Raw genomic sequence first — 14,091 nt, forward strand, 5'->3', positions numbered from 1 at the left:
TTTGCCCGTCAGGACAGCCGCGGGCCGTCGGCCCGCTCCTCGTACCGAGGGGTCGTTAGTGGTCACCCAGGCCGGAACCGGACTCGCGCGCATCGCCGTCATCGCCCCCAACCGACGGTTGGACCTCGCCCTACCTGAGCATTTGCCGCTCGTCGGGCTGCTACCCGCCGTGCTGCGGCAGGCCGACGAGGAACCGTCGGACGGCACCAGCCACGGCGGCTGGATGCTGCGGCGCAGCGACGGTAGCCCGGTCGACCTGAGCCGTACGTTGGCCGCACAGAACGTCCGCGACGGCGAGACGCTGCACCTGGTGCCGCGGCGCACCGAGTGGCCGGAGCTGGCGTACGACGACCTGATGGAGGCCGTTGCCGACGGTGCCCGACGACGCGGGGTGGTCTGGAGCCCGTTCGCGACCCGGCTGACCGGTCTGATCGTGGCCGGCGTGCTGCTGCTGCTCGGCCTCGTCGTGATCGTGACATCCGAGGAGCCCGGCTGGCTCGGTGGTGCGGTCGCCCTCGGCGCGGCCGGGCTGCTGCTGGTCTGCGGGATCGTGCTGTCCCGGGCGATGGCCGACTCCCTCGCCGGCGCGGTCGTTGCCGCCGCCGGCCTGCCCTACGCCTTCGTCGGCGGCGTCCTGGTGATCGGCACCGGCGAGTCGGTCTGGGCGCTGGGCGCCCCGCACGTGCTGCTCGGCTCCGCCGTGCTGCTGCTCTCCGGGCTGCTCGGGCTGCTCGGGGTGGGCGACGCGACGCGGGTCTTCGTGGCGGCGGTCTTCGTCGGCTTCTGGGGCATGGCCGGCGGGTTGCTCGCGCTCGGCTCCATGGATGCCGCGCAGGGCAGTGCGATCGTGGTCGGTGCGGTCACGTTGCTGCTGCCGGCGATGCCGCTGCTCTCCGTGCGGCTCGGGAAGATGCCTATGCCGGCGCTGCCGCGTACCGCCGCAGACCTGCTGCGCGACGAGCCGCAGCCGAAGCGGGAAGTCATCTACCAGGCCACCGCCCGGGCCGACGAGGTCTTCACCGGCATGATCTTCGGGGCGTTCGTCGTCACCATCGCCGGCCTGATCGTGCTCACCGCCACCGGCACGCTCTCCGCGCTGCTGCTCGCCAGCATCATCTCGCTGGGTTACCTGCTGCGCGCCCGACTGGTGTCGACGGTCCGGCACCGGGTGCCGATGCTCGCCGTCGGCCTGGTGGGCCTGGGGCTGCTGCCCCTCGTCGGTGCGACCGACGCGTCGACCGGCGCCCGGGTGCTGGCCGTCCTGCCGGTGGCCCTGGTCGCGGCCGGGCTGTCAGCCGCCGCCGGGCTCGCCTACAGCCGGCGTGCCCCGTCTCCCCGACTGGCCCGGCTCGGCGACACGTTCGACATCCTGCTCCAGCTGGCCGTGGTCCCGGTCGCGTGCAGCGTGCTCGGCCTGTACGCGTTCATGCGCGCCATCAACGGCTGACGGGTCCGTCACCAGTCGCGGTCGCTGGCCTCAGCCATCGGGCCGCCCCGGATCAGCTTGACGATGGCGGAGTCGATATCCGGGCCGACGAAGAAGTAATCGGCCCAGTGCAGCATGAACACCCGCCCCTGCGCGTCGGCGACCAGTTCGGACGGTCCGTCCTCGTTGTTGCCGATCGGGTAGACCGGGTTGTCGAACTCCTCGGCGAAGTCTCGGGCCGCGTCCGTGACCACCCCACCACGAGTGGGGTGGATGAAGCTCATGAAGCCGCCGCCCGGACGGCCGCTCCGACCGAACTGAGGCAGCCGTAGGCCGCCGAATTCCACAAGCGCAGCACGTGCGACGGGTGGGCATTCCAGTCCGGCGAGTTCGTCGGCGAAGCGGACCATCCAGTGGTCGACCGCCGCGCTGGCATCACGGCCAGGAAACCAACCGGCCTGCTCCAGCACGTGCCGCACGTCGGGAGGGAAGCGCCCCTCGGCGGCGCGGCGTTGCGCGTACCGCTCGGCGATGGTCTGCCACGGCAGTGAGGGCCATTGGGAGACCTCGCCGCTCTCTCGGTCGATGACGGCTCGGGGGTAACCGGTGGCCGGGGGCGGTAGGGGCGGACCGTCGGTCGCGGCGGCGACCGGTTCGACGAGGCAGGCGACGTAACCGAGGTCGAACTCGAACAGGGTCACGTCGAATGCAACCCGGCGCTCGTCGGCCCATTCGCGGGCGATGGCCAGGGCCTCGTCGCGGCTGATCATCGAAGGACTCCTCGGGCTGCCGTCGTCGGTTACGCAGGCCGACTCCGGATGCGGGCACCGGTCGGCTCGACGCCGTGCCTATGGTAGGCACCGCGGTCCGGAGTTCGTGACCGTGCCGGCGTACGCCAGGGGAGGGGTGCCATGCCGTCGCGGCGGGACCAGGTTCAGTCGTACCAGTTCTTCGTGCAGCGGATGACCTCCGCGCTGGTGGCGCGCGAGCCCGATCCGGAGGCGGCACCTTTCCGCCGGCTCGGTGGTGCCGGCTTCGCCAGCATCATGGTGGCCGTGCTCTGCCTGGCCGCTGTGGGAGTGTACGGACTGCTGCGTCCCGGCGGCGCAACCAAGTGGAAGGAGGGCGGTGCGGTCATCCTGGAGAAGGAGACCGGTACCCGCTATCTGTACCGGGAGGGACGGCTGCACCCGGTGCTCAACTACGCGTCTGCCCTGCTGGCCATGGAGACAGCGGCACCGACCGTCTCGGTCTCGCGCAATTCGCTCGTCGGCACCCCGCGTGGCCCGCGCATAGGCATCCCGTTCGCTCCGGACGCGCTGCCTCCGGCCGGCCGCATCCTGGACGGTCCCTGGACCCTCTGTACCCAGCCGGCGCGTAACGCGGCCGGCGGTATCGTCGCCACCACCGTGCTCACCGTCGGGCGGGCACCCGGCGGCGGGCGTGATCCGGGTGACAGCGCGCTGCTGGTGCGCGACCGCAAGACTGATCGGCTGCATCTGGTCTGGCGTGACCATCGGTACGAGATCCGCAGCGAGAAAATCGTGTTGGAGGGTCTCACCATGAGCGCCGAGCCAGTGGTGGAGGTGGGTGGGGCGTGGCTGAACGCCTTGCCGGCCGGAGAGCCGATCGCGCCTCGACGGGTGGCCGACCGGGGGACTCCCTCGACGGCGTTGCCGGACGCCCGGGTCGGCCAGGTCTTCGTGGTGGAGAGCCAGGGCGGCAGCCGCCAGTACTACCTCGCCGAACGGACGAGGCTGGCGCCGATCACCCCACTTCAGGCGGATGTGGTGATGGCCGACGGGGAGACCCAGTTGGCGTACCCGGGAGAGGCGAGGCCCTACCCGATCGAACTGGCCGCCGGTACCGCCGCCTCGGCGCCCAAGGCAGCCGCGCCGGCCCAGGGGCGGCATCGCGCGCCGGAGCAGCGGCCGGAGATCGCTCGGTTGGCCGGCGACCAGCCGGCGATCTGCGCGGCCTACCAACCGGGCGCCGATGAACCGACACTGCTGCTCGACGCGCAGGTCCAACCGGTTCGGGAGCCGGTACGCACCGGTGAGCAGACGGGTGACGGGATCCCGCTCGCCGACCGGGTCGTGATCGAGCCGGGTCACGGCGTTCTGGTCGCTGCGGTCTCCTCCCCTGACCAGGAGACGGGAACTCTGAACCTGGTCACCGACCTGGGTCACCGTTACCCACTGGCGTCCGAGGGCGTACCTGCCATTCTCGGCTACTCGGAGGTACGGCCGGTACGGCTGCCTGCAAGTTTGGTGGTCCGCCTGCCTGCCGGGCCGGTACTCGACCCGACGACGGCGAAACTCGCCCTCGACCCGGAGTGACCTGACCAGCCACAATGGAAATGCGGGTCGAGCAACGGTCTAGCGCGGGCTGGACACGACCCGTTACCGTTCGTACGACGATGGTGCGCGAGCACCGACTGACAGGACGCCCCGGTGAGTCGGGGCGATCAATTGAGGACGGGGGTGACTTCCGCCATGTCGATGAACACCGACACCGGCTTGATGCTGAAGACCGAAGGTGACGTCGATGCCGTCGCCGATCGGCTCACCGGCAACCTCAACTCGCTGATGGACCAGCTCGCGCCGCTGTACGACCAGTGGAAGGGCGCTGGTGCCGGTTCCTTCCAGCAGGTGCGTGAGCGGTTCGACCAGGACATGGCCCGCCTCAACGTCGCGCTGCGGGCGATCGCCGAGGCGGTCGGGTCTGCGGGTAAGGACTACGACGTGAGCGACGAGGAGATCCGGGCCGACATGGATGGCGCGGGTGCCACCGCCGGTCAGATCACCGCGGCGCTGAAGCTCTGACGGGGGAGAAGACTCATGACGGAGATTCGGTACAACTTCGCCGGGCTGAACGCCGCCGCCGACAGTTGCAGCGGTGCGGTCCGGAACATGACCGGTGAGCTGGACGGGCTCAAGTCCGGCATCGCGCCGCTGCTGGCCACCTGGGACGGCGACGCCCGGGAGGCGTACTTCCAGCGGCAGACTGAGTGGGAGTCGGCCGCCAACGACCTTCGTGACCTGCTTGGTCGGATCGAGAAGGCGCTTCGTGAGTCGGCCGCGAAGATGCAGGCCCGCGAGGCGGCGAACCGCGCGAAGTTCGGCGGCTGAACCGAGATCGCAGCACCGATGGCCCGGCCCCGCGCCGGGCCATCGCCGTCTGCGCCGCAAGAAAGCACTCGCCGTCCGGTGACTGGCGACGCCGCGCTCAACCGCGCGGCATCGAATTGGGTACCCGGAAGAAAGCCTCCTCGGGTTCGTCGATCTCGGGCTCGCTCGGGGGCGGTGCCGACGGGCGGGTGGGCCGCCAACGGGTGCGACGGCCGCGCGGTAGCAGTGTGGCCAGCACCCCGACACCGACCGCAACCATGGCCAGCGCGAGGCCGATCCAGAGGGCCAGCCGGCCGAAGACCGCCCAGCGGTCCGCGCGGGCCTGCGCCGCTGCGTCGTACGGCACCTCGGGCAGGGGCGGTTGGGCCACCGGGTCCCCGGTGGTCAGTCGTTCGGTGACCGCCCGGTACGGGTTGACCACGCCGCTGCCGTAGCCGCGTGTGGCGTCGCCCCGGGCCGGATCGGCGGTGGCCAGGAGGCGTCTGGTGACTTCCCGGGCCGACAGGTTCGGCTCCGCCGCGCGGATCAGGGCGGCGGTCGCACTCACCATCGGGGCGGCGAAACTCGTCCCGTCGTAGGTGTTGTGTCCGGCCAGTCTGGTCGCCGCCACCACCGCACCGCCCGGAGCGCTGATGTCCACGTACGGCCCGATCTGGGACTGCCGGATCCGGGCCCCATACTGGTCGATCGCGCCCACGCCGATCACGCCGTCGTAGGCCGCAGGGTAGGGCACCGGATCGGGGCGGGCACCGTCCTGGTGCTGGTTGCCGGCGGCGGCGACCAGCACGACGTCCTTCTCCAGCGCGTACCGGACGGCCTGCTCAACGTCAGGATCCGGCTGGTACAAGGTCACCGACAGGTTGATGACATCGGCACCGTCGTCGACCGCGTGGCGGATGGCCTGCGCAAAGACGGCCCCGGTGACGGTCTCGCCGCCAGCGCCCGGGCCCTCGTTCGCGTTGCGTTCACTGACCCGGACCGGCACGATCGTGACGTCCGGCGCCAGACCGTGGAAGCCCACTCCGTCCTGGCGGCGAGCGGCGATGATGCTGGCCACGGCGGTGCCGTGGGACACGCAGTCCACGTCGCCCCCCGGCGTGCCGCGCAGGGCGTCGAAGCCGGTGGCCACCCGACCGGCCAACTGCGGGTGACTGCTGTCCGTGCCGGAGTCGACGACCGCGACCCGCACTCCCGTGCCGGTGCTGAACGGCCACACCCGCTGCGGGGCGAGCCACCGCTGGTGCCAGGGAGTCTCGGTGTTGACCTCTCCCGGATCGCTCGGATTATCGCAAATCGCCGGTGCGGCAGCCGCCGGGCTCGCGACGGGAATCGTCAGAGCCGTGGTCAACAGCGTCCCCATCAGCGCAAACGTCGCGACAGGACGGTCCCGGAACATGTCTGCACGCCTCCCGTCAACCGGTCCCGCTGCATCCTAGCGGCGGGCCGCCGCCAGACCGGGCACACCGATGTCGTGCCCATTCAGTATGGTCGAGTTGTCACGCCCGGGCGTGGGCGGCGGATGGGACCTGCGCGGGGAGGAACACGCCATGGACGTACAGGCGCTGCGCGCCCGTGCCGACGAACTGATGGCGCAGTTCGAGCGGATGCGCTCCGGCGTCGGCGACCTGCAACAGCAGATCAAGACGGTGAAGGCGACCGTCACCTCCGAAGACGGCCTGGTGACCGTCACGGTCGGTCCTCGTGGTCAGGTGACGAAGGTCGAGTTCGATCCGCGTATCTACCGCCGGCCCAACTCGAAAGAGCTTTCCGCCACGGTCACCGAGACGATCCGGCGCGCTACCGAGCAGGCCATGGCCGAGGTCGAAAAGCTGCTCCGTCCATTCGTACCGGACAGTCAGTTCCAGGCGTACATCGATCATGATCTGGACGGCATATTCCGTCAGTTGGACAGCGATCTGCCCGGGGAGGAGAGACGATGAGCGACCTTCGCGAGACCTTCGTCAAGCCCGACGCTGCCCTGGAGGGCGCCAACGAGCTCGGCGCGGCCGGTGCTCGGTTGGCTGCGGCCTGGAGCAATGTCGCCGCCACGATCAACACTCTCAACGCCGCCAGGCCGAGTCCCTGGGGTGACGACGAGCCGGGCAACGAGTTCAACAAGAACTACCTCGGTGGTGACGATCAGCCGGCGCAGCGGGTGCTCGACCTCGCCGCGGATCTGGTGCCGTTGGTCGAGGTGCTGGGGCCCACCGTCAAGGGGGCGGTCGAGGGCACGGTCGACACCGACGACATGGTCAAGACGCTGTTCGGCGGAGACGACAAGTAGCAGCTCACCCGCTACGGGTCGACATCGGACAGAGGGGCTTCAGGGGTGGCGATACCCAATCCCAGGAACTCGCTGGGCGAGTACGCGTGGGTCTGGGACGCCATCTGCTGGGTGAGCGCCGGAGAGGCCTGGCCCAGCGGCGACGAGGACCGGATGCGGGAGTTGGCCGACGCGTGGCAGGCGTTGGCCGACGCGGTGAGCGAAACACTTGGCCAAGCCGATCCGGCGGTCATGAGGATCCTGCAGAGCTGGGGCGGCGGCGCCGGCGAGGCGTTCGGCGGACTGTGGAACCAGATCGGTGTGGACCCGAACACCGGCCTGCCACTGATTCAGGAGATCTCCGCCGCGTACGCTGCCGGCTGCGACCAGGCCGCTCTGGAGATCGAGTACGCGAAGCTGACCGTGCTGATCGCGGTCATCATCACAGTCATCGCGGTCTTCGTCGCGCTCCTGATGGCCTGGTTGGGCGGGGTGTCCGCCGGCGCCATCCCGGGCATCCTGGCTGGCGGCCGGCAGGCGGTGACGATCGCCTTCCGGCGACTGATCGCTCAGATGGGTCGGCAGCTGTTGACCCGGGCGGGAATGCGAGCCGCGCTGCGGCTGGCGGGCACCCGGCTCGGCCAGATGGCCACCAGCCAGGGATTCCGGCAGGGCCTCAATCGCCTCGGCCGTGAGTTGGTGGAGGAGATCGGCGAGGAGCTGATCATCGACGTCGGTGCCCAGGCGTACCAGATGCACACCGGCACGCGGCGGCAGTGGGACGGCAACCGGACCCTCACCGCTGGCGTGGGTGGCGCCTACGGCGCGGTACTCGGCACCGGCATGAACTGGGCCGGCCGGCGAGTGGCACCCCGCATGCCGTTCTCGTTCAGCCCTTCCCAGCTCTCCTTCCGAGGCAGCGGCGTGGTCCGCTGGGGCAGCACGAGCCTCGCCTCCGGTGCCCAGAACGCCATCATCTCGCCGGCCGCCAGTGTGCTCGCCAATGGCACGATCAACGGGCAGTGGGCCATGCCGGGCGCGGACGCGTTCCTGGGCGGCTTCGCCAGCGGTGCCGGCCGCACCGGAGCGACCCTCGCCGGTGGTGCCACCGGCAACCTGATGGCGCGGGGCACGAACGCGATCCTCGGCGGGATGGGGCTCGACGTCGCGCCGAATGCCGGCCCCGTCGGCGGGACCGGTCCCGGCGTCGGCGTCGGAGACGCAAGCGGCGTCGGTGGCCTGGGTGACCTCGGTGGAGGCGCCAACGGCGCCGGTGCCGGCGCGACCGGCAGTGGCTCCACGTCGGGTGCCGGCGCGACCGGTGGCGGCACAGGCTCGGCGTCGGACGGCGGTTCGGCCGCCTCCGGGGGTAATGCCGGGACGAGTGTCGGCGGCTCCGGCTCGGACGGTGCCGGCACCTCCAACGGCGCGGGCGGTACCTCCGGTGCCGGGACGAGCGACACGGGCGGCGGCACGAGCCAGAACGGCACCGGCACGGTCCCCGACAGCGGAGCGGGCTCGATCAGCCTCACGCCTCCGTCGGCGGACGGTTCGGTGACGCCGACGAACGATGGTTCCGGTGCACCCGCAGCGGATGCCGGGGCGCCGACCGGGGACACGGCGACGGTCGCCGACCCGTCGCTGACCGACGGCTCCACCGGGACCCCGGTGGGAGTGCCCGGCGACGTGGCGGCCACGACGCCGGACGGCACCCCGGCCGTCAGCGACAGCGTCGGGGACGGCGGCACTGCCACCAACGACCAGAGAGGCGGGTCGGACGGCCGGAGTGCGCCGGTCACCGAATCACCTGGCACTGACCGGACCAGCACGAACACCGACACCAGCGTCAGCGACCGGACGACGAGCGAGGCGACGGTCCGGGCCGACGGTGGGCTGGTCACGGGCGCACCGTCGGACGTGACCGCCGCGCCGCCCGCCGACAGCTCGACCGGGACCGGTGCAACGGTGACCGACAGCCCGGTGCCTGCCGTCACCGACGCCGGGCCGGTCGACACCGCTGGCCCGTCCGTCTCCCCGGATGCGCCACCCACCGTCCTACCGGGTACGACAGCCCCGGTGACGGCGCCACCAACCGCCCCGGCGGTAGGGACTCCTCCCGGCACGGCCGCGCCCACGGGACCGACCACCGCGACGAACCCGACGCCCACCACCGGCACACCCGCCACGACCGGCCCGCAGGTGGCGAACACCCCAAGCGCCTCGACGCCGACCACGAGCAGTACACCGACCACGGGCACGAACACCCAGCAGCCCTCCGGCAACACCACGCAACCGACACCCGGCCGGGGTACGCCGGTCGGGCCGGCGGTCAATCCGACAGCGGCGAACACGGCAGGCTCGATCTCCCTCGCGCCCGCTGCGGGCCCGACCACGACGAACCCGGCCCAGCCCGCCGGACCCACCCAGCAGGCCGGGCCTACCCAACAGCCGGCTACGCCCGCCCAACCGGCGCAGTCCATGCCTCGGCCGGACGCGACACCTGCGCCAGCAGACCCGCTCACCCCGACGGTGCCGGCACAGACCGCGGGCATCGAGCCGACGACGCCCCCTGTCGACGCCACTCCCCCCGCCGGCACGGACACGGCCGCGGACCCGAACCCTGAGCGGACCGACCAGGCGCAGCAGAGCACCGACGGGCCGGTCGTGATCCCGGTGCCGACCAGCAGCGGCACCCTCCAGAGCGGGCCGACAAACCCCGGTCCCGAGACAGCGACCGGCCCGGTCGACCCGCAGACCCTCAAACGGTCCGAGGGGCCGACCGGCCGCGGCACCTACAGCTGGCAACTGGCTCCGACCTCGGTCGACGGTGATCCGAACGGCCCCGAAGCCGAGCGCGCGCTGATCGAGGCGTCACGGACGCTTGCCGAGACTGTCCGACGAGAGGTGAAGGCCGGAACGATATCCAAGGGCAAGCAGCCCGGCATGGCCGGTGCGCTGCTGATGCCCGACGGCAGCATCACCACGCACACCAGCATGACCACCGACCGAGGCACGAAACCGCCCACACAGCCCCGGGTACATCCGCTCGCCCAGGCCGCACTGGACCGCATCGCGGCGACCCTTGTCGACGGTGTGGGTGGCGGGCACGGAAAGTGTGCCGAGGTCGCCCTGGTTTCCGACCAGCTCTACCTACTGGAACAGCAATGGCGGAACGCCGGAGAGCCCGGCACCTTCGAGCAGTACGCCCAGGATGCTCTGCAAGGCGCAAAGATCGTTACTCACCAGGTCAAACAGGCTAGATCGGACGGCGTCACCTACGATCTCGGCCATTATCGACCGCCGTGCCGATCTTGCGCACATTTTCTGCCGCAGTTCAACGTCGAGCCCATAACGGACCCGGATCGGGACGTTAGTGCTTACCAACCTCCTGTACCGGGTGGGGTTGGCGTCGGCCCACCGCTCAGCGACAGCCGCCCCTACGGGCAGCCCGAGGGCCTGGTTCCGCCTGACCCGATCGACCAGCAGGCTCTGGAAGATGCCATTCCAGCCGATCAGGCGACAGGGCGGCCTTTGGTACATCCGGATCCGCGTGGCCAATGGACCGGGTTGATCAATGACGGTGGGCCAGCCGTGCCTGGCCGGGACACCAACTGCGCCGACGTCGGACTTTCGGTGCTGTCTACCTGGTTCGGTAGGCCAGAGGTGGCCGCAGCAACTGCGCCGTCGACGACGGTTGAGACCGGCAGCACCGGGCGGCAAGAGCGAGCACTCGGAGCATCATTCGCCCACCAGGGTGTCGGAACATCTGGGCTGGACGCGATCGCCGAGGCCCTCCGCGCGGCAGGTCCGGGGTCTGCGGCGTTGATCGTCACCAGCTGGGCTGACGGATCTGGCGCACACACCTGGAATGCTGTCAATCACAACGGCACCATCATCTGGCTTGACGGTCAGAATCAGATGATCTCCGACAGCGGTCCACTGCACGCCGGCCGAGTGGACGGCGTCTGGTCGATCGTGCTGGATGCCGAGGGCGATCCGATCAGTAACGCTGTGCCCGAAGCCAGCACGCCGGCGCCGGTCCCGCCGGCCTCAACCGCCGACGTGCCGACGGGAGGTCGGGACCAGAATGACTCCCCGACCGGCCGGCCGGGCACAGTCGCCGACCCGAACAACCCGGACCGTACGCCGGGCGGCGACCTGAACAGTTCCGACGGGACGATCGACCCGAACAGCCCGGAAGGACCGCCGCCCGACGCGGACATCGCCGGGACACCGGCCGACCCGCGTGACTCCGGCATGACACCGGGCGATCCGAATCCTGAGGGTGATCCCGACCCGGGCCTTGAGGGCACCACGGATCCGGACGTTGATGGGAACCCCGCTCCGGCCGTCTGGCCGGACATGCAGGGCTGGCCTATGCCGGACACGCGCCAGTTCGGGCCGGACCAGTTGGCGCCACTTGAGGATCCGCAGTACCAGGACGATGTCGAGGACAGCCTGCGGACCCCGGAGGGGTACGAGGTCTACGCCGACCCCTCGACCCACCCGTACGGTCAGTTGATCAACGATGGCGGGCCGGACCAGCCTGGCCGGGCCAACAACTGTGTCGACACGATCCTCGCGGCGCTGGCCAGCTTCTACGGGGATCCGCAGGTCTCTCATCCGCGTTGGCCGGACCGGCTCGACGACGGGACGGTCGACACCACGCTCGGTGAGTTGAACGGCTTCGGCCGGATCGAGAGTTGGATCGGCGGCCAGTGGACCGGCGACAACGACGCCCTACCGGGTACGCCCGCCGAGCGTTCGGCCGCACTCGCCGACCAGTATGAGCAGCTGTACCAGCGGGTTCTCGACGCGGGCCCGGGCGCGGCAGCGGTCATCGCCGTCGACTGGATCCAGTTCGACGAGAACACCGGGGACCCGCTGCTCGACGCCGAGGGCAACACGCAGCCCGCCGGTGAGCACGTCTTCCTGCTTGTCTTTCCGGAAGGCGCGGACGGGCCGGTGTGGTGGGATCCGCAGTTCGGCAGCACCACCACCGATCCGCTGCCCGGCGACTATGTTGGACTGACGCACAACCTGTGGTCGATGGAGGTGCAGCCCGCCCATGCCGATGAGCAGGGAGGAAGCCCGGCAACTGATGACCAGGCTGCTGGGGACGGACAACCCGGTGGCGGTGTTCCCGTTCGAGTTCGGCTGGGCAGCCCAGGAGACGCTCTCCCCGCAGCAGCGGACGCAGGGCCGGCAACTGGGTCAGGGGGTCTTCATCATCGACCAGACGGGAGTAGTGACGGTGCATCCCAGCCTGCCACCACCGTTGATCATGAAACGGTACGCGGCGGCCCGCCGGGAGGGCCGGATCACCGGCCGGCAGGTCTGGCCGGCCCCGGATCCGACGGACTGAACGACTCCGACGCCGCACCTGACAGTCCCTACCTGGACGGGCTGCCGGACACCGACCAGGCCGCTCTGCTCGACGCGCTGACCGAGGCCCAGATTGAGGCCGACCAGATCCTGGCCGACCTGCAGAGCGTCAACGCCGAGGTGAACGCGCAGCTCGGACTGACCGGCGCCGACGCGCTCAGCACCCTCGGCGAGCAGCACCGGGTCAAGGGCGCCGAGTCCTTGGCTCGCAAGTTCCGCACCGAGCTGGAGCCTCTCGGGTACGACATCGGTTCGGCGCTGGACACCGTCAACGACGTGGTGCGGTTCTCGGTGCGGGGACCGGAGTCCGAGGCGTACGGGCCGGCGGTGGATGCGCTCCTCACCTCGTTGGAGGCCCAGGGCTACCAGGTCACCGACCTGAAGAACTTCTGGCACCCCGGAAATCGCTTCTTCGGCCTGAACTGCACGCTCACCGCACCGTCCGGGCGTACCTTCGAGCTGCAGTTCCCGACCGACACCAGCTACAACGTCGGCAAACAGACCCATGACCAGTACGAGGTGATGCGTGACCCGGCGCAGTCGCCGGCCGCCCGCGTACACGCGTTCCTCGACATCCTGGCCGTCAACAAGGCCAACGGCATCGCGGCGAGCATGCCGGGGGGCATGGACAGCGCCCGGTTCGACACGCCGAAGGACACCAGCTTCGCCAAGTGGATGGCGTCGCCCCGGCAGGCGAGTATCCGGGAGTCGTACCTCGACTGGCTCGGGCAGCAGGGCCTGACGTTCGCCGACGTGCTCGCCGCGCGAGGATTGGCCGCGTCCGACCTGCCGGGTCTGGACCCTGACCTGATGGGGGGCGTGCATGGCAGCGCTGACGTTCGGCTACTTCCTCCTCCGGAGACCGGAGGATCCGGACGGCCCGCCGGTGAACCTGATCGTGGAGGCGGACAGCACCGGGCCGACCCAGGCGGTGATCTGGGATCGACCGAAGCGAGCGTGGACGTTCCGGCCGGACGTGGCAGCGGCGATCCTGTGGGCGAATCCGGAACGCCACGAGATCCAGCAGGTCGACCGGGCGACGGCCGAGCGCCAGGTGGCGCACTTCGCGACGGTGCCGTTGCCGACGGAGGACGAGCTGACGGAGATCTGCCGCTCGGGGGGCTGACCGCGGCCGTCCCAGGTGCCCAGAGCGGCCCGGCAGCGTTGGGTGACGTTGGCCCGGGTTCGCCGGATGTGCCGAGTGTTCCGTCGTCGGTGCCGCTCGACACCGATCACGGGTTGGCGCAGACCCGGCGGCTCGGGCCGGGTGAGCTGGCACCGTTGGAGGATCCGGGTTACCAGTGGGACGTCGAGCAGAGCCTTCGTACGCCCGACGGGTACGTCCTGTTCGCGGACCCGTCCACCCACCCGTACGGGCGGTTGGTCAACGACGGTGGCCCGAGCCAGCCGGGGCGCGCCAACAACTGCCTGGACTCCGCGCTCTCGGCGCTGTCCAGCTTCTTCGGAGACCCGCGGGTGTCCTTCCCCCGCTGGCCGGACGTCCGCCCGGACGGTTCGATCGAGACCGTCACCGGCGAGGCGAGCGGGCTCGACCGAGCCGAGGAATGGCTCGGCGTCGACTGGTCCGGCGGATCGGAAGGGCTGCCCACGACCCCGGCCGAGCGCGCTGCGGCAGTCGCCGAGCAGTATGCGCAGCTTCATCAGCGTGTCGCGGCGGCCGGTCCGGGCTCGGCGGCCCTCGTCGTGGCCGAATGGGTCAGGACAGATCCCCGCACCGGGGAACTCGTCCTCGACCGGGGCCAGGTCCAGCTTCAGGACTCGCACGCCTTCGTCGTGGTGTTTCCGGAGGGCGCCGACGGACCGGTCTGGTGGGATCCGCAACGAGGGACGACGTGGCCGCAGCCCCCGGCCGCGTACCTGTCGCA

The 14,091-nt window shown here is 70.6% G+C and carries 8 protein-coding genes and 1 pseudogene; 7 read left to right on the top strand and 2 right to left on the bottom strand.

Annotated features, from left to right (window positions below):
- Positions 1-58: 58 nt before the first annotated feature.
- Entirely contained in the window at positions 59-1,447 is a 1,389-nt protein-coding gene (gene eccD / locus Vse01_RS24075) for a type VII secretion integral membrane protein EccD (RefSeq protein ID WP_093411137.1), read from the top strand.
- An 8-nt stretch (positions 1,448-1,455) separates the two neighbouring features.
- On the opposite strand, the gene Vse01_RS24080 is transcribed toward eccD, so the two are convergent.
- Positions 1,456-2,196: an SUKH-3 domain-containing protein gene (locus Vse01_RS24080; RefSeq protein WP_093411135.1), complete on the bottom strand. Its 741-nt coding sequence runs from the start codon at positions 2,194-2,196 to the stop codon at positions 1,456-1,458.
- A gap of 141 nt (positions 2,197-2,337) precedes the next feature.
- Here Vse01_RS24080 and eccB point away from each other — a divergent pair, with 141 nt between their 5' ends.
- The 3 genes from eccB to Vse01_RS24095 all read left to right on the top strand — a co-directional run bounded on the left by eccB (position 2,338) and on the right by Vse01_RS24095 (position 4,557).
- Positions 2,338-3,765: a type VII secretion protein EccB gene (gene eccB, locus Vse01_RS24085; protein ID WP_093411133.1), complete on the top strand. Its 1,428-nt coding sequence runs from the start codon at positions 2,338-2,340 to the stop codon at positions 3,763-3,765.
- A gap of 156 nt (positions 3,766-3,921) precedes the next feature.
- Positions 3,922-4,251: a WXG100 family type VII secretion target gene (locus tag Vse01_RS24090; protein ID WP_093411131.1), complete on the top strand. Its 330-nt coding sequence runs from the start codon at positions 3,922-3,924 to the stop codon at positions 4,249-4,251.
- A gap of 15 nt (positions 4,252-4,266) precedes the next feature.
- Positions 4,267-4,557 (top strand): WXG100 family type VII secretion target, encoded by a 291-nt coding sequence (locus Vse01_RS24095; RefSeq protein ID WP_093411129.1) that lies wholly within the window; start codon positions 4,267-4,269, stop codon positions 4,555-4,557.
- 97 nt (positions 4,558-4,654) lie between these two features.
- On the opposite strand, the gene mycP is transcribed toward Vse01_RS24095, so the two are convergent.
- Entirely contained in the window at positions 4,655-5,917 is a 1,263-nt protein-coding gene (mycP, locus tag Vse01_RS24100; RefSeq protein WP_093411222.1) for a type VII secretion-associated serine protease mycosin, read from the bottom strand.
- 187 nt (positions 5,918-6,104) lie between these two features.
- On the opposite strand from mycP, the gene Vse01_RS24105 reads away from it, so the two are divergent.
- The 3 genes and pseudogenes from Vse01_RS24105 to Vse01_RS29865 form a co-directional block, all read left to right on the top strand.
- Positions 6,105-6,497, top strand: a complete 393-nt coding sequence (locus Vse01_RS24105; RefSeq protein WP_093411219.1) for a YbaB/EbfC family nucleoid-associated protein — start codon at positions 6,105-6,107, stop codon at positions 6,495-6,497.
- Positions 6,494-6,841 (top strand): hypothetical protein, encoded by a 348-nt coding sequence (locus tag Vse01_RS24110; RefSeq protein ID WP_093411127.1) that lies wholly within the window; start codon positions 6,494-6,496, stop codon positions 6,839-6,841. The genes Vse01_RS24105 and Vse01_RS24110 overlap by 4 nt, the downstream gene beginning before the upstream one ends.
- Before the next feature lie 45 nt (positions 6,842-6,886).
- Positions 6,887-14,044: pseudogene (locus Vse01_RS29865) on the top strand (toxin glutamine deamidase domain-containing protein); the annotation flags it as partial.
- Positions 14,045-14,091: the final 47 nt, after the last annotated feature.

This window comes from Micromonospora sediminimaris (genome assembly GCF_016863575.1).
Classification (GTDB): domain Bacteria; phylum Actinomycetota; class Actinomycetes; order Mycobacteriales; family Micromonosporaceae; genus Micromonospora; species Micromonospora sediminimaris.